The organism is Bacillus sp. cl95 (assembly GCF_900115925.1).
Classification (GTDB): Bacteria; Bacillota; Bacilli; order Bacillales; family Cytobacillaceae; genus Neobacillus_A.
On record NZ_FOYF01000006.1, the window covers coordinates 204,187 to 220,781 of the forward strand.

At 39.8% G+C, this 16,595-nt stretch carries 16 protein-coding genes; 5 read left to right on the forward strand and 11 right to left on the reverse strand.

The features are described from left to right. Positions 1-30: 30 nt before the first annotated feature. The 6 genes from BMZ31_RS16725 to BMZ31_RS16750 all read right to left on the reverse strand — a co-directional run bounded on the left by BMZ31_RS16725 (position 31) and on the right by BMZ31_RS16750 (position 6,837). The gene (locus BMZ31_RS16725; RefSeq protein ID WP_090833069.1) at positions 31-270 is read right to left on the reverse strand and encodes a YusG family protein; all 240 of its coding nucleotides are present in this window, start codon (positions 268-270) and stop codon (positions 31-33) included. Between the two features lie 106 nt (positions 271-376). Continuing rightward, positions 377-754, reverse strand: a complete 378-nt coding sequence (gene gcvH, locus BMZ31_RS16730) for a glycine cleavage system protein GcvH (RefSeq protein WP_090833070.1) — start codon at positions 752-754, stop codon at positions 377-379. A gap of 73 nt (positions 755-827) precedes the next feature. After that, positions 828-1,196, reverse strand: a complete 369-nt coding sequence (locus BMZ31_RS16735) for an arsenate reductase family protein (protein WP_090833071.1) — start codon at positions 1,194-1,196, stop codon at positions 828-830. Between the two features lie 193 nt (positions 1,197-1,389). Beyond that, complete coding sequence (locus tag BMZ31_RS16740) at positions 1,390-3,174, reverse strand: acyl-CoA dehydrogenase family protein (RefSeq protein ID WP_090833072.1); 1,785 nt, start codon at positions 3,172-3,174, stop codon at positions 1,390-1,392. Between the two features lie 42 nt (positions 3,175-3,216). Then, a complete protein-coding gene (locus tag BMZ31_RS16745; protein ID WP_090833073.1) occupies positions 3,217-4,392 on the reverse strand; it encodes an acetyl-CoA C-acetyltransferase in 1,176 nt (391 codons plus the stop codon). A 60-nt stretch (positions 4,393-4,452) separates the two neighbouring features. Then, entirely contained in the window at positions 4,453-6,837 is a 2,385-nt protein-coding gene (locus BMZ31_RS16750; RefSeq protein WP_090833074.1) for a 3-hydroxyacyl-CoA dehydrogenase/enoyl-CoA hydratase family protein, read from the reverse strand. A gap of 975 nt (positions 6,838-7,812) precedes the next feature. On the opposite strand from BMZ31_RS16750, the gene BMZ31_RS16755 reads away from it, so the two are divergent. Next, on the forward strand, positions 7,813-7,947 hold the full coding sequence (locus tag BMZ31_RS16755) for a YuzL family protein (protein ID WP_090833075.1): 135 nt from the start codon (positions 7,813-7,815) through the stop codon (positions 7,945-7,947). A gap of 38 nt (positions 7,948-7,985) precedes the next feature. On the opposite strand, the gene BMZ31_RS16760 is transcribed toward BMZ31_RS16755, so the two are convergent. Next, positions 7,986-8,903 carry a proline dehydrogenase family protein gene (locus BMZ31_RS16760; protein WP_090833076.1) on the reverse strand — a complete coding sequence of 306 codons (918 nt, stop codon included), beginning with the start codon at positions 8,901-8,903 and terminating at the stop codon, positions 7,986-7,988. A 197-nt stretch (positions 8,904-9,100) separates the two neighbouring features. On the opposite strand from BMZ31_RS16760, the gene BMZ31_RS16765 reads away from it, so the two are divergent. Together BMZ31_RS16765 and BMZ31_RS16770 are read left to right on the forward strand one after the other, a co-directional pair. Beyond that, entirely contained in the window at positions 9,101-9,376 is a 276-nt protein-coding gene (locus tag BMZ31_RS16765) for a hypothetical protein (RefSeq protein WP_090833077.1), read from the forward strand. Positions 9,377-9,395: 19 nt separating this feature from the next. Next, complete coding sequence (locus BMZ31_RS16770; protein WP_090833078.1) at positions 9,396-9,779, forward strand: spore coat protein; 384 nt, start codon at positions 9,396-9,398, stop codon at positions 9,777-9,779. A gap of 110 nt (positions 9,780-9,889) precedes the next feature. Here the strand turns inward: BMZ31_RS16770 and BMZ31_RS16775 are convergent, their stop codons facing one another. The 4 genes from BMZ31_RS16775 to BMZ31_RS16790 are packed head-to-tail and all read right to left on the reverse strand — an operon-like array spanning position 9,890 to position 13,600. Next, positions 9,890-10,699 (reverse strand): IucA/IucC family C-terminal-domain containing protein, encoded by an 810-nt coding sequence (locus BMZ31_RS16775; protein WP_090833079.1) that lies wholly within the window; start codon positions 10,697-10,699, stop codon positions 9,890-9,892. Beyond that, the gene (locus BMZ31_RS16780) at positions 10,689-11,513 is read right to left on the reverse strand and encodes an ABC transporter ATP-binding protein (protein ID WP_090833080.1); all 825 of its coding nucleotides are present in this window, start codon (positions 11,511-11,513) and stop codon (positions 10,689-10,691) included. Before BMZ31_RS16780 ends, BMZ31_RS16775 begins: the two co-directional genes overlap by 11 nt. Positions 11,514-11,543: 30 nt before the next feature. Next, entirely contained in the window at positions 11,544-12,599 is a 1,056-nt protein-coding gene (locus BMZ31_RS16785) for a FecCD family ABC transporter permease (RefSeq protein ID WP_090833081.1), read from the reverse strand. After that, entirely contained in the window at positions 12,596-13,600 is a 1,005-nt protein-coding gene (locus BMZ31_RS16790; protein ID WP_090833082.1) for a FecCD family ABC transporter permease, read from the reverse strand. Before BMZ31_RS16790 ends, BMZ31_RS16785 begins: the two co-directional genes overlap by 4 nt. A gap of 245 nt (positions 13,601-13,845) precedes the next feature. On the opposite strand from BMZ31_RS16790, the gene BMZ31_RS16795 reads away from it, so the two are divergent. Together BMZ31_RS16795 and BMZ31_RS16800 are read left to right on the forward strand one after the other, a co-directional pair. Next, complete coding sequence (locus tag BMZ31_RS16795) at positions 13,846-14,814, forward strand: ABC transporter substrate-binding protein (RefSeq protein ID WP_090833083.1); 969 nt, start codon at positions 13,846-13,848, stop codon at positions 14,812-14,814. 201 nt (positions 14,815-15,015) lie between these two features. Further along, positions 15,016-16,593 (forward strand): spore germination protein, encoded by a 1,578-nt coding sequence (locus tag BMZ31_RS16800; protein WP_090833084.1) that lies wholly within the window; start codon positions 15,016-15,018, stop codon positions 16,591-16,593. The last annotated feature ends 2 nt before the right edge of the window (positions 16,594-16,595 follow it).

The following is a 16,595-nucleotide window of genomic DNA, read 5'->3' on the forward strand; positions in this document are numbered from 1 at the left end:
TGCAAACAATATGCCATTTACTAGACGTTTTTAACACCAGCCACCTTCATCACAATCAGTGTAGCGTGCATCTTTTCCTTCAGTTGCAGTGACATTTTGATATATTTTTTGCTGTTCTGCTTCATAATGATGTTCTAAATGAATTTGAAATCCTTCTGGCAACTCAATATTTCCGATTTTTTCATTTTCTAAATATAGTTGTATTTGTCCGTTTTCTAACTTCCCAATTACTCTGTCTGTGATTTCAAGTTTATGATGTTTCAATGTCATAATATGACTTCCTCTCTCTTAATTTACAAATAGCATTCCCTCCTTTCGTGATTTTTGGTTTGCCATTAAATAGAAAAAGCACCCTTAAAAAAGGGTGCTCGCAATATTACTTGATCATTTCTTCGTATTGTTCAGCCGTCATTAAGCTTTCAATTTCATTCTTATCAGTTGGTTCAACCACGATCATCCATGCCTTTTCATACGGAGATTCGTTAACAAACTCAGGGTTATCGTTTAAATCTTCGTTTACAGCGACTACTTTTCCGCTGATTGGTGCATACAATTCAGATACCGTCTTTACGGATTCAACGCTTCCGAAAGGCTCATCAGCAGATACTTCGTCGCCTACTTCTGGAAGCTCAACGAATACGATGTCTCCAAGTTCAGATTGTGCGAAATATGTAATCCCAACACGCACTTGTTCCCCTTCAACTTTTACCCATTCATGCTCTTCAGAATAACGCAATTCTTTTGGTGTACTCATTTAAAATCCCTCCGCTTTCTCATTACAATCTATAATCGAAAATGATCGATTTCAATATTAATGGTTTCTTGCTCTATGAATGCAATTTACTCCATTGCGCTTCGTAGTCTGCTTCCTTGAAACCTAAAGTTACCTTTTGGCCATCGGTTAAAAGAGGTCTTTTGATAAGCATGCCATCTGATGCAAGCAAGCTTAACATTTCATCCTCTGACATCGTTTTAAGCTTATCTTTTAAACCTAATTCACGATACTTTAGACCGCTAGTATTGAAGAACTTCTTTAGGTCGAGACCACTTTGCTTATACGCTTCTTCCAGTTCGCTTTTAGAAGGAGGATTTTCAACAATATGTACTTCCTTATACTCTAGCTCATGAGAATCGAGCCATTTCTTCGCATTTCTGCATGTTCCGCATTTCGGATACCAATAAAAGGTTAAAGCCACATATTCCACCACCTTCACGATTGATTCAAAGAAATAGTATCATATGTTTTCATAAAATACTAACTAGCAAGCATAAAGCCATCTCAAATAAATTAATTTCGACTTTATCTTTCAAAATTCCTTCTTCTTAAAAAGAAAAAATAAAATCCCCTTCTCAAATATACTCGAAGAAGGGGAAAATGATCATTAAGAATTAAACGATGAATTTTTCAGCATCAATGAGCTTCTCAGAGGCCTCACGCTTCTTCGCGATTACATTGATTGGAGTATGTCTTGTGAATTTGCGCAATGCAGATACGAGCATTCTGAGCGCATCTCCTTGTTCTGTTGCCACCAATGTTTCTTTCGCATGCTGTTCGATTTCGTTGAATGCTTCTTGACAGAAAATTTGAGTGTAAAGTAGCTTTTGCTTGTTCTTTTCTAAGCCATTTTTGGCAATCGCTTTTTCAGTACGTAACACAGCAGATTCCATTGCATAAGCGTTTGAAACGATATCAGCGATATTCACAAGAATTTCTTGTTCTTTTTCTAAAGCTTTACCAAATTTCTGTGCAGCAAGACCTGCAGCTAGAAGACCGATTTTCTTCGCATTCTTCACTAAGTACTTTTCTTGAGCTAATGGCTCATCTCCTGGCTCTTCAGGCATCATCATCATAAGCTCTTCTTGAAGCGTTTGAGCTTTTTGAAGAAGTGGAAGTTCACCCTTCATTGCTTTTCTTAAGAATGTACCTGGAACTAACAAACGGTTGATTTCGTTCGTTCCTTCAAAAATACGGTTTATACGGGAATCACGGTAAATTCTTTCAATTTCATATTCAGCCATGAATCCATAACCGCCATGGATTTGTACACCTTCATCAGCGATATAATCTAGTACTTCCGTTGCAAAGAATTTGTTCAATGAGCATTCAATCGCATACTCAGCAATTGAACTTGCCACTCCGCGACCATCTTTCACTTCTTCAGCCGTAAGCTTGCTCATACGGTCTTCAAATAGACCAACTGTGCGGTACACAGAGCTTTCTGCAGCATATAGCTTAGAAGCCATCGTCGAGATTTTTTCCTTTGTTAAGTTAAACTGAGAAATCGGCGTTTTGAATTGTTGACGTTGGTTAGCGTACTGAACCGTTACTTCAAAAGCACGTTTGGAAGCACCTACTGCACCTACTCCAAGCTTATAACGTCCAATGTTCAAGATGTTGAATGCGATAATATGTCCTTTACCAGCTTCACCTAAAAGATTTTCAACAGGAACTTGAGCATCTTCAAGGATCAGTGTACGTGTTGAGGAACTCTTGATCCCCATTTTCTTTTCTTCTGCCCCTGTAGAAACACCTGGGAATTCTCTTTCTACGATAAAAGCAGAGAATTGTTCGCCATCAATCTTTGCATAGACGACAAATACATCAGCAAAGCCAGCGTTTGTAATCCATTGTTTCTCACCATTAAGAACATAGTGTGTTCCATCTGCATTAAGCTTTGCAGTCGTTCTTGCACCAAGTGCATCAGATCCTGAACCTGGTTCTGTTAGAGCGTAAGCTGCAATTTTTTCACCGGTAGCAAGCTCTGGAAGGTACTTTTGTTTTTGATTTTCGTTTCCGAAAAGAACGATTGGAAGGGAGCCGATTCCAACGTGAGCTCCGTGAGTAATTGAAAATCCGCCAGCACGAGACATTTTCTCAGCGATTAAAGCGGAACTAACTTTGTCTAATGCAAGGCCGCCGTACTCTTCTGGTACGTCCGCACCCAAAAGGCCAAGTTCACCTGCTTGTTTTAACAGCTTTACTGAACGGTCAAATTCATGATTTTCAAGGTGCTCAACTTGAGGTACTACTTCGTTTACAACATAATCTTCAGTCATTTTTGCAATCATCTTTTGTTCGTCAGTGTAATCCTCAGGTGTAAAAACACTCTCATAAGATACATCATCGATTAGGAAACTTCCGCCTTTAATTAAGCGATCTGTTTGATTAGACATTCAACTTCCTCCATTCTATTTTAAGAAATAATATGTTTAAGGTTATAGTAATTCGAATACTCCAGCAGCACCCATTCCGCCGCCGATACACATTGTTACGACTCCAAATTGCTGATTTCTGCGCTTCATTTCATGAAGCAGAGTTAATGTAAGCTTTGCACCGGAACAGCCTAGCGGATGTCCTAGAGCAATTGCCCCACCATTGACGTTTACTTTGTCTTCATCAAGACCCAACTCACGAATGACTTGAATAGATTGAGATGCGAATGCTTCATTCAATTCGAACAAGCCAATATCTGATAGCTCCAAACCTGCCATTTTCAATGCCTTAGGGATTGCCACGACTGGACCTACACCCATGATTTCTGGCGGTACACCGCCAACTGCAAACGAACGGAACTTAGCCATTGGTGCAAGACCTAATGAGTCAGCTTTTTCACGGTCCATTACCATTACTGCAGCTGCACCATCACTTGTTTGCGATGAATTTCCAGCGGTTACAGTACCTAGGACGTTAAATGCCGGGCGGAGTTTCGAAAGTGATGCGATATTTGAATCTGGGCGAACGCCTTCATCTTGTGAAAACAGAATTTTCTTTTCAACTAATTTATGGTCATGCCCAACGCTACGTAAAGTTACATCTACAGGAACGATTTCATCAATGAACTTTCCTTCTGCAATGGCTTTCGCCGCGCGCTGGTGGCTTCGTACCGCGAATGCATCTTGTTCTTCGCGCGAGATGCCGTATTTCTTTGCTACCTCTTCAGCTGTGTGCCCCATTCCCATATAGTACTGTGGAGCAGTTTCAGCTAACTTTACGTTCGGACGTACAACATGCCCCATCATTGGAACAAGACTCATAGATTCGGCTCCGCCCGCAATAATCGTATCTGCGTGACCAATCATAATTTTTTCTGCTCCATATGCGATTGCCTGTAATCCAGAAGAGCAATAACGGTTGATTGTAATGGCAGGCACTGTATGGGAAAGACCTGCTAATCCACCGATATTACGCGCCATATTTAATCCTTGTTCAGCTTCAGGCATTGCGCATCCGATAATCAAATCGTCAATATTTCCCTCATAATTTCCGGCACGCTTTAATGTTTCTTTTACCACTAAGGCTCCGAGATCGTCCGGACGAACTTGAGCAAGTGTCCCTTTTTTGGCTTTTCCGACCGGTGTACGTGCTCCGGCAACGATAACAGCTTCTCTCATTTCGTTCCCTCTCTTTCCATCTGTTTATACAAATATGAAACTAATAATCTATTAATAAAACTAATTGCGCAACGGCTTTCCTTTTACAAGCATATGCTGCATTCTTTGTTGAGATTTTGGATCAGCCACTAAACTCAAGAAGACTTCTCTCTCAAGGTCCAATAAGTATTGTTCATCCACTTCTGTACCAAATGGCACTCTTCCACCTGCAATGACATAGGCAAGTTTCTTAGCTATTTTCAAATCATGCTCAGAAATATAGCCTGAAGAAAGCATGGCTTGTGCTCCTAATAGAAGCGTTGCATATCCCGTTTCTCCAACCACTGGAATTTTCTTTCTAACAGGGGCTTGATAGCCTTTTTCATAAAGTGCAAGTACTGCTTGCTTAGCATCGTATAATTGGTGGTCACCATTTACACTCACACCGTCTGCAAAGTTAAGGAAGTTATTTTCACGAGCTTCTTCACCTGAAGTTGAAACTTTAGCTGTGGCGATTGTTTCAAATACTTTATTTGCTACCTTTTGTAAATCGAATTCAACGCCGTTAGGTAGATTGTTCAAGTGCTTAATGTAAAGCTCTTTGTTTCCGCCGCCGCCTGGAATCAGACCAACACCTACTTCTACAAGGCCCATATAAGTTTCCATCGAAGCTTGGATATGCGCAGCCGGTAAGCACACTTCTGCTCCACCACCAAGCGTCATCGCAAATGGTGCTGCTACTACTGGCTTGGAGCTGTATTTTATCTTCATCATCGCTTGTTGGAAATGACGAACGACCATATCAAGTTCAAAAATGTTGTCATCTTGAGCTTCCATCAGAATCATGGCAAGATTGGCTCCAACAGAGAAGTTCTTTCCCTGGTTCCCAATGACAAGCCCCTTGAAGTTCTTCTCAACTTCTTCAACAGCAAAGTTAATCATTTGGATGATATCTAAGCCAATCGCATTGCTGTGCGAATGAAATTCAAGCAATGCTACGCCATCTCCAAGGTCGATCAAACTTGCTCCGCTGTTTTTCTTAATAACGCCTTTTTGCTTCTTTAATTGCTTTAGATTGATTACTTTAGGGTTTTCCTCAAGAGCTTTGTATTCACCGTTTTGGAAAAATAAGATTTCACGTTCTTCCTCTTTGTAGAAAGAAGTATGACCGTTTGCAATCATTTCAGTAACCCATGCTGGGACCTCGACACCTTCAGCTTGGAGCTTCGAAACAGATTTTTCAAGACCGATTGCATCCCAAACTTCAAAAGGACCCATTTCCCAACCAAAGCCCCATTTCATTGCACGGTCAATCGCCACCACATCATCGGCAATTTCCCCTAACAAATCAGCGGAGTAAACGAGAACCGGGCTGATGATGTTCCACAATAATTGGCCTGCACGATCATCTGCATATACAAGCGCTTTCATTTTATCAGCAAGACCTTTTGCCTGCTTACTCATTTCTGTAGAAGCAGTTTTCAATTTCTTACGAGGACCGTATTCCAAAGTGTTTGGATCAAGTTCCAAAATTTCTTTCCCTTGCTTTAGGAAGAAACCTTGGCCTGACTTGCTTCCAAGCCAACCGTTTTGAAGCATTTCTTTCATGAAAGCTGGCACTTGGAATACTTCCTTTTCTTTTCCATCTACTTGGTCATATACGTTTTTAGCTACATGGACAAAAGTATCAAGCCCAACTACATCAAGTGTTCTGAATGTGGCACTCTTTGGACGGCCAATCAATGGGCCAGTCACAGAGTCGACTTCCCCAACACTGTATCCGCCTTTTAACATTTCCTGCAATGTAATCAAGAGACCGTAGGTTCCGATTCGGTTTGCAATAAAGTTAGGTGTATCCTTTGCTTCTACAACACCTTTTCCAAGAACATCTTCGCCAACGTGTTTAACGAACGCAAGCACTTCAGGATCAGTTCGCTTAGTAGGAATAACTTCCAAAAGCTTCAAATAACGTGGCGGATTAAAGAAGTGCGTTCCAAGAAAATGCTTTTGAAAATCTTCTGAGCGTCCTTCAACCATTGCTTCAACTGAAATACCGGAAGTATTAGAGCTGACAATACTACCAGGTTTGCGGTATTGGTCCACTTTTGAGAACACTTGTTTTTTTACTTCTAAATTTTCAACTACAACTTCAATAATCCAGTCTACATCGCTTAATCGCTGCATATCATCTTCAAAGTTACCTGCTTCAATAAGTGCTAAGTTTTTCTTCGCTGTTAATGGAGCTGGCTTTTGTTTCAATAATTTTTGTACTGCTGTCGTACTAATGCGGTTACGTACTTGTTTATTTTCAAGAGTAAGTCCTTTTTTCTTCTCATCATCATTTAATTCACGAGGTACGATATCTAGTAGTAACGTAGGAATTCCAATGTTAGCTAAGTGTGCGGCAATGCCTGATCCCATGACACCAGACCCCAGTACCGCTGCCTTTTTAATCGTTTGGATCAACTTTGTCTCCCCCTTTAAAACTTTTTGAATGAATACTCATTCATTTTTATGACAAAAAAATTTTGCCCTCGAATGAGTCTTACTTTCTTTAACTATAAAATATTTTAAATATTTAAGCAATAATTACCTGCCTAAAAATGAAAATTTTTTGAAAAGTTTATTTTTTCACTATTCAGCTTGCCTGTTAATTTACGTTCTAACGTTTGGTTTCCTGTACTAATTATGAAAAAGCCTTAATGCCTGCTTTTTCATGGGAAAATTCGTCTTCGGGGCGTTCGCCGCGCCTGTATCGCTAATCCCCCAAGACACTGATGATCTTCCTCGAAAGAACCCACGCTTGAGGTAAATGCGGTAGCACTAGGAAAGCATCTTTGAATAATCACCGCACGAAATGATGCGATAACATCATTGCGGATTTTGAGGACTCCCGCGCCTTCCACTCAATTTACAAAGTACAGAAAATCAACAATTCACTTTAATTTACCTTTATTTTTCAGGAATACTGGCACAGAGCACGAAAAGTCTACTTGTACAAAAATGTGCATGATTAAATATGGAGATTTTGGCGTAATTATCTATTTTAAAGTGGATATAAGAATTTCCTGTTATACCCTCAAGGGGTTTACAACCTTTTTTATACTCGTGTTTTTTGGTCGTAATCGCCAATTTAAAAATGTTATCGCTTGTTTTTTCATGGTAATGAACGTTTTCAAAAATTTATTCGCTAAGTTCATATACGACTTTTAGAAATAACCCGAAATCAAAGAAAAACCCGTCGATTTCCTAAAAAATATGCTCTGTTAATATTGCCCGTTGATTTACGCTCCAGTCGCTTACTTTCTGAAGAGTCAAGCTCCCTCCGCTCCAATTAACTAATTGCAGAAACTCAACATTGTAATTTAACATATCCATTTTTTTAAAAGAGAGACATTTGGGACAAAATAAGTTTTCAAAGAAAAAGCGAGGTGAAAGTAATTGTCACGTTTAAAGAAGGAACCTTCAAAAAGAGGCGTTAGTGCAGCAAGTGTAAAAGGTAATGCTGGACCACACAACGAAAATGTCGGCGGCCACGGCAAAGTGAACAGCCAAAACAGCCAATATAAGAAATAAAAAAAGCAGGCTGACATATGATCAGCCTGCTACTCTTATTACTTTTTCAACATTCCCTTTAATACGAAGGCAACGTTTGCTGGACGTTCTGCAAGGCGGCGCATGAAATAACCGTACCAGTCATTTCCGAATGGTACATAAACGCGCGTTTTATAGCCCTCTTTTACAAGTTCCAATTGTCTCTCAGCACGGATTCCATAAAGCATTTGGAATTCAAATTGACTATTTGGAATGTTATGCTCTTTTACCAATTGCTTTGTATATTCAATCATTGCGTCATCATGAGTGGCAATCGCTGTGTAGTTTCCATTTAATAAATGTTGCTTAATGATTTTCTTGTAGTTTTCGTCCACGTCTTTCTTTTCAGGGAAAGCAACTTCTGGAGATTCTTTATAAGCCCCTTTTACAAGACGGAGGTTTGGATGATATTCATTCAAGTCAGCGATATCGCCTTCTACGCGATATAAGTATGCCTGTAATACCGTTCCGACGTTATCGTAGTCTTTTCTTAGTTCCTTAAAGATTTCAATTGTCTTTTGACAACGAGAGTAATCTTCCATGTCGATGGTAACGAATACATTATTTTCTTTGGCAGTATCCAAAATGCGACGCATGTTTTTCATAACGATTTCATCAGAGATATCAAGACCCATTGAAGTCATTTTTAACGATAATTGAGAATCCAATTTTTCACGACCAATGACTTTAATTGCTTCGATTGAACTATCTGCCATTTCATTGGCTTCTCTCTCGTTATCAACAAACTCTCCCAAATAGTCAATGGTAACACAAAGACCTTTGTTATTAAGTTCTTTTATGACTTGTGCAGTAGGCACTATCGTTTCTCCTGCCACGAAACGAGCTGCACCAAATCGTAATCCATATCGTTTTGCTAGTTTAGTAAAGAACTTATTTTTTGATAAGAAAAGAAAGAAATCCTTCATTAATTGTTCCATTATAATATCCCCCTTGAAAACGATTACATCCATTGGACTAGTTAATCCAACAATATTTTATCATCTTTCCTTGGCTTTGAATATGTTTTACTACAATAATTGTGCGAAAAAAGTCGAATCAACTCTCATTGCATATTTCTCACGCTCGTGAGTCACGCTAAACAGGTAGGAAAATTATTTAATTAGGAGGTTTTTTCATGCAACAGCAACCAATGATGAATGCTCAAAATCAGCAGCACATCATGCAACAACCCCCACAGGTTGTTACAACAAAAGATTCCCTTTACTTAACCGATATGCTTTCCTGGAATTTGCTTGCGATGAAAAAGTCACACTTTTTTGCCGAGCATTGCCAAGACCAGCAACTTAAAGCGGCTATGGAAGCTTGTGGTCAAATGCATCAACGCCATTACCAAACAATTCTAGGTCATTTGAACACGACTCCCCAGCAGCAAACAAACACATATAGCTAATCGAGAAAGGAGCATGACTATGTACCAACAACAGCAGCCTCAATTTCAACAACAACAACAACAACAACAAAGCGGACAAAAGATTCAAAATCCAGAATCACCAATCCAAAAAACGCCTCAAATGAATGATCGTGATTTAATTAACGACCTGTTATCAACCGAAAAATATATGACGACATCCTATTCTGTGGCACTGCATGAAGCAAGTCATGATGCACTATATCAGGATTTACTGAATGTATTTACGGAGACCCAGAATAAACAAAGAGAAATCTACAACTTAATGTTTGAAAAAGGCTGGTACAAACTTGAGCCAGCAGAACAACAAAAACTGCAACAGTCATTCCAACAATTCACTGGTTACACAAATCAATTTCCATACGGGAATGGCACGATTCAATAAGAAAAGTGCAAGCGCCCGGCTTTGGCACTTGAGCTAGACCGTTATTTTCCTGAAATTGAAGTTTCTTTCCTTAGCAAAAGGGATTGCAGAGCGCAATCCCTTTTAGCTGTTTATTCATTTTTATCCACTTCACATATCCCCTGTCCTGCCGCACAGCTTCCGTCTATTGGCTGACATGGGCATGTTTTGCATCTTTTCATACTAGAACCAAGTTTATACGAGAAGCAGCACGTTTTTCGAATCCGAATTTCTTCGTTTGTCTCAACAAAATGCTTTTTAGGGTGATTAAACCTTGCCAGCGGATTATGGTTATATTGGCCATATAATTGACCACCTGCGCCTGTGAAAATGAACTTAAAATCATTTTCAATCATCTGCTGACGTTCTTCATCCCCTGCCCCGCTCAATACGGTTTCATAAAGCCAAAATACATATACAGCAATGTTCTCCCATAATATCAACTTAGAAATCTTGGTCACTTTATTTAATTGCTCAATTAATAGAGAAATGTGCTGAGAAAATAGTTCATCAATGACACTTTTTCTCCATTCATCACGTTCGGTTGTAGAATCCAGTTCGACAGCTACAGGATTGTCTAAAGAAAAGGCAGGCAGCCAGATGAAACTGTTACTAGCGTTTTCGAGCCATACATTTTTCATCGAAAGATCAATTCGCTTATCCCATCGTGACATCGCAAATAGCCCAATGACCGCCAAGAAAGCATATCTTTTCATGAAGATAGAGGCCGTTACTTTTAAAGAAGGGCTTCCTATTTTCAAGCTCAGTTCCTGCAAATACGTCTTTAAAAATAACGGATCCAAGAACTGCACCGTATGGATGGCTTCCTTCTTATCCCCAATAAAACTAAGACGAAACTCACTCAATTCTTCCTGTTCTTGTTTACTAAGCTCAGACACCATTGGCAGCCCCAACTTTCTTTACAATACAGCGGCCCTTCCCATAAGGAATACACATAGGTGTACCGAATAAAGGATCCATCGTGACTTCACAATCCATCCCAAAAACATTTTTAACGAGGGAACAATTGATAACCGTTTCAGGTTTTCCCTCTGCAAAAATCTTTTGGTCCTTTATAGCCACAATATTATGGGCATAACGGCATGCTAAGTTCAAATCATGAAGGACCATTACAATCGTTCTTTGTTCTTGTTCATTTAATTCAAATAGCAAATCCAAAATTTCAATTTGATGCGTCAAATCTAAATAAGTAGTCGGCTCATCCAGCAAAAGGATATCAGTATCTTGAGCAAGCGTCATAGCAATCCACGCTCTTTGACGCTGTCCACCTGATAGCGAATCAACAGATCTATCTTTGAGACCAGTGAGTCCCGTTGCTTTTAAAGCTTTCTCTACCTTCATTTCGTCTTCCTCAGACCATTGACGCAACCATGATTGATACGGATACCGTCCTTGTTTAACAAGTTGCAGAACCGTCAACCCTTCAGGAGCAACCGGTGATTGTGGGAGGATTGCCATACGACGCGCAACTTCTTTGGTAGATAAGTTTGCAATTGCATCTCCTTCTAACAAAACTGTCCCAGATTTCGGTTTTAACAGTCTGGCAATGGATCGAAGCAAGGTCGATTTTCCACAACCATTTCCACCTATGAATACGGTTATCTCCCCTTTAGGGATTTTCAAATCGAGTTCTTTTATAATGATGGAATCCCCATAGGAAAGGGATAGATTTTTCGTTTCAATCGCTTGCACCATGTTGCCAGCTCCTTTTTAGAGACGTAACTATTACGAGTTCCTTGTTTTAAAAAGTAGATAAATAAAGTAAGGCGCTCCAATTGCTGCCGTGAAGACACCTGCCGGAACCTCAAGTGGCGAAAATAGGGTTCTTCCTATTAAGTCTGCACACATGACAAGAATTCCACCGATAATGGCTGCTGCAGGCAACAGTGCACCAAACGAAGAGCCTACTAGCCTGCGGGCCATATGAGGAGCCATTAAGCCAACAAAGCCGATACCACCTGCAAAAGCAACGGATGTACCGATCAATCCTGTACTTACAAGTAAGAGAATGAATCGGTGTTTTTGCACTTTAGCTCCTGCTCCCGTTGCCACATCATCACCTAGTTCTTGAATATTAACATGCCTAGTCGACATGAAAGCTATAAGTAATAGAATCAGTATACTAGGTACAAGGACAGAAACATTCGCCCAGTTTGACCCATAAACCGTTCCTGTAATCCAAATGTTTGCTTGACTAGCCTGATAAATAGGGCCAAATACCATCATCAATGTCGTCAATGCTTTCATTAAAGTCATGATTCCGATTCCGATCAAAACGAGACGAATCGGCGATACACCGTTCTTCCATGCCAGAAAATAGACGAGTAATGCTGCAACTGTCGCACCAACAAATGCTGCGACAGGCATCCATTTAATACTGACGGTCAATGCATTATTTTCATCACTAAATACAGCTAAGAAAGTGACGACTGCGACTCCGGCTCCACCAGTGATGCCTAAAATATCAGGAGAAGCCAAAGGATTTCTTATCATCCCCTGGAGAATACCTCCAGCAACAGCGAGTCCCATCCCAACCGCCAAAGCAACGATAATCCTTGGTAACCGAAAGGATGTGATGATAAGCTGGTCCATTTCAGTTCCGCCCCCTAGTAGAACTTTGACTACAGTAAGCGGACTCATTTTCATTTCTCCCATCCCTGTGCTCACAACAAAAACAACAGCAGATACAAGCACGAGACTAAAGAAAACTACAATTGCTTTCCGATCAACTAGAAAGGAAACTCTTCCTTTTCCCATTCGAAGATTCTTAAATTGACTCATCTAGCATTGAACCCCCTTCTTGCAATGTAAATGAAAAACGGGGTTCCTATGATCGCAGTCATAACACCTACAGGAACTTCCTGTGGCATGATAATATATCTTGATGCGATGTCAGCGGCAAGCAATAGTATCCCACCGAATAATGCCGAAAACGGAATGACCCAACGATGATCGATTCCAGTCACTGCACGGGTAAGATGCGGAACTACGATACCGATGAATCCAATCGGCCCTGCAACAGCTACCGCTCCCCCAGAAAGAAGGATGACGATGATTCCAGCCATGATTTTGATTTTGCCCGTGTTTAATCCTAGACCTCTGGCTACATCTTCACCCATGTTCATGACATTCATTTTACCGGAGATTAACATTGCTCCCACCATACCAATTAACAAATAGGGAAAAACGACAATCAAATTTTCAAGTTCTCTTCCTGAAACAGATCCTGCTAACCAAAATAGAACTTGTTCTAAAGCCGCTTCATTCATCACAAGCAACCCCTGTGTAAAAGAAGCAAACATGGCTGTCAATGCTGCTCCTGCCAAAGTAAGCTTCATGGGAGTTAGCCCTTCTCGGCCAAGCGAACCGACTGTATATACACTCACTGCAGCAATCGCTGCACCTAAAAACGAAATCCATGTAAATATCTGCAAATTCTGTAATTGGAAAATGGTAACTGCCACAACTACTGCGACTCCTGCTCCTGCATTCACACCAAAAATATCAGGAGAAGCAAGTGGGTTCTTTGTTAATGTCTGCAAAAGCACCCCAGAAACAGCAAGACTGGCTCCAACCGCTGCGGCAATAAATGCACGTGGCAGTCTGACAGATTGAATAATAATATGTTCATTCGAACCGTTATTGTTTGTGAAAGTGTCTATTGCCATTTTCCAAGTAGTATCTGTATAACCATAGACAATACTTGCGCACATTAAGAATAGTAATGCGAAAATAGCTAAGACCAGACCAAGCCATCTCAAGCCGGAATTTTTTAAAATCATGATTATGTGACCTTTCTACCATCAATATAGAAGAAACTTTATAATTTCAGTCTATATGTTACTGATATTTACTGTCAATGACTCTGATAATCATTTTCAATTAATATTAACTTCGTTCACAATTCTGTAAAAATAAATGAGAACCAATTTCAATTAAAGTATTGACATGCATTATTTTCCCTTTTATGATTAAGTTGTCATTGAAAATGATTATCATTAACAATTACATAGGAGGATTCAATTCAATGAAATCTATTAAATCTCTTTTTACCTTTTTAGCTATTGCGGCACTGTTTATCCTTGCTGCTTGTGGTAACGGAAGCGAAGAAAAAACGGCTGAAAAGAAAACGGAACCAAAGAAAGTCGAAGAAAAAAGCTATACGGTTGAACACGCAATGGGCACAACCGAACTGAAGAAAACTCCTGAAAGAGTTGTTATTTTAACAAATGAAGGAACTGAGGCATTATTGGCAATGGGTGTTACACCAGTTGGAGCAGTTGAAGCATTCAATGGTGATCCTTGGTACGACCACACTGAGAAACAATTAAAAGATACACAAGTTGTTGGTATTGAGAGTCAAGTAAACGTGGAAGCAATCGCGGCATTAAAGCCCGATTTAATCATTGGTAATAAAATGCGTCAAGAAGCTGTTTATGAGCAATTAAATGCTATTGCACCTACAATTTTTGCTGAAACTCTTCGTGGTGACTGGAAAGAAAACTTCAAACTTTACGCTAAAGCAGTAAATAAAGAAGAAAAAGGTAACGAAATTCTAAAGAAATATGACGATCGCATTGCGGATCTTAAAGGCAAGCTTGGCGACAAACTCAGCATGAAGGTTTCAATGGTACGCTTCATGGCTGGGGACGTTCGTATTTATCATAAAGATACTTTCTCTGGCGTTATTCTTGGAGACCTAGGATTTGCTCGTCCTGAAAGCCAAGATGTAAATGATTTTGCAGAAAAAGGTGTAACAAAAGAGCGTATCCCTGCAATGGACGGAGATATTGTCTTCTACTTCACTTATGAAGAAGGAGATGGAAAAGCTTCTGCAGTTGAAAAAGACTGGATTGAAGATCCATTATTCAAAAACCTCGAAGCATCTAAAAAAGGTCAAGTTCATAAAGTAAGCGACACAATCTGGAACACGGCTGGTGGCGTTTTGGCAGCAAACTTGATGCTTGATGATATTGAAAATAAATTCTTGAAATAATCATAAAACCTCACCGACTCTCGGTGGGGTTTTTTTGTGCATTTACCTCTGTGCTCCGTTCCTTTCGCACTAATAAACCAAACACATCCACATTTCTTACTCCCTTTTATTCATAATTCCTCCAAATGCGGTAACAATAAGGTAAATATCTAATTTGGTCTCCTTAGTCACGGAATAAAAGTTAGACGAAGCGGTGAGAAAATGAAATTCTGGAATAAAAAAAGCGAGAAGCGTGATAAAAGTCAGAAGAATGAACAAAGCGAGAAAAGTGATAAAAGCCCACAGAATAAACAAAGTGAGAAGAGCGAAAACACACAACAAAATGTGGATCTAGCAGAATGGGAAGTTGTATTTTCCAAATCTAACGACTTTAAGAAAGTTTTCTACTACAATCAGAAAACGAATTTACGTTTTTCATTTTCCTTTATGACTTCCCTGATTGATGAAGGTACCATCCAAATGAATGCGACTCCCTATCTGCTTGAAAAGCCATTCGAGAAGCTTGAGGATATCAAGAAAATCATTCCGCTCGCCGATGTGCAAATCAGCGATGATTTTTCACAAGTTGAACAGAAACTGTTCAATGGTTATGCTGTGCTCTCCCTCGTAACCGAACCTAATCAAATCGCTTTTATTGCTGCTCAAAAAGAAGTGGTTCGATCGGTCACCCAACCTGAGGTTGAATTCAGTGTTATCGGACCGAAAGAATCCTTTGTGGAATCAATCGATCAAAATATAAATTTGATCCGCAAAAGGGTTCCCATCAAAGAGTTGATTATGGAAGAAGTAACTGTCGGAAGTTTGTCCAAAACAAAGGTTGCCATTCTCCATATTGATGGAATTACTGACCCTACAAACGTCGAGACCATTACAAAACGGATCAAGGAAGTCCAGTTTGATGAAATCACTGACAGTTCCTACATTGTGCAGTTGATTTCTGATAATCAGAATTCCCCTTTTCCTCAGCTGCTCGATACAGAAAGACCAGACCGTGTCGCCGCGATTCTAGCTGAAGGAAAGATTGCTGTATTAGTAGATGGTTCTCCACATGCACTGATTGCACCCACTACTTTAGTTGAGTTCTTCAGTTCTTTTGAGGATTACTTTCTAAATTGGTATTTATCGTCTTTTTTCCGTTTAATTCGTTTATTCGCGGTAGCGTTCTCTATACTCGTTACACCGATTTATGTCGCAACGCTCACATACCATTATGAATTAATCCCACGAGATTTATTGAGTACATTGGTCACATCCCGTCGGGAAATTCCATTGCCTCCTATATTAGAAGCCGTTTTTCTAGAATTAACAATCGAGCTGTTAAGGGAAGCTGGAGCCAGACTTCCGACAAAGGTCGGTCAGACAATCGGTATCGTAGGCGGGATCGTAATAGGAACCGCATCGGTAGAAGCTGGGCTAACAAGTAATGTCCTTTTGATTATTGTTGCGCTTGCTGCACTCGCTTCCTTTACGACTCCTGTATATAAAATGGGCAACACCATTCGTTTACTTAGATTCCCGTTTCTCCTTTTTGCACAACTTTGGGGATTACTTGGGATCGTCTATTGCTTTTGCTTATTAATGACTCATCTTTTAAGACTTACTTCTTTAAATAGACCGTTCTTAGAGCCGCTATATCCACCAAGAATGGTCGACTTAAAAGATGCGATTATCAGGCTTCCTTTTAGACGTCAAAGGATGCGACCGCAATATTTAAGAACACAAAATCCTGTTCGTTTCCCAAAACAAGAGAAACAAAAACAAAAGGACATTGACGAATAGCA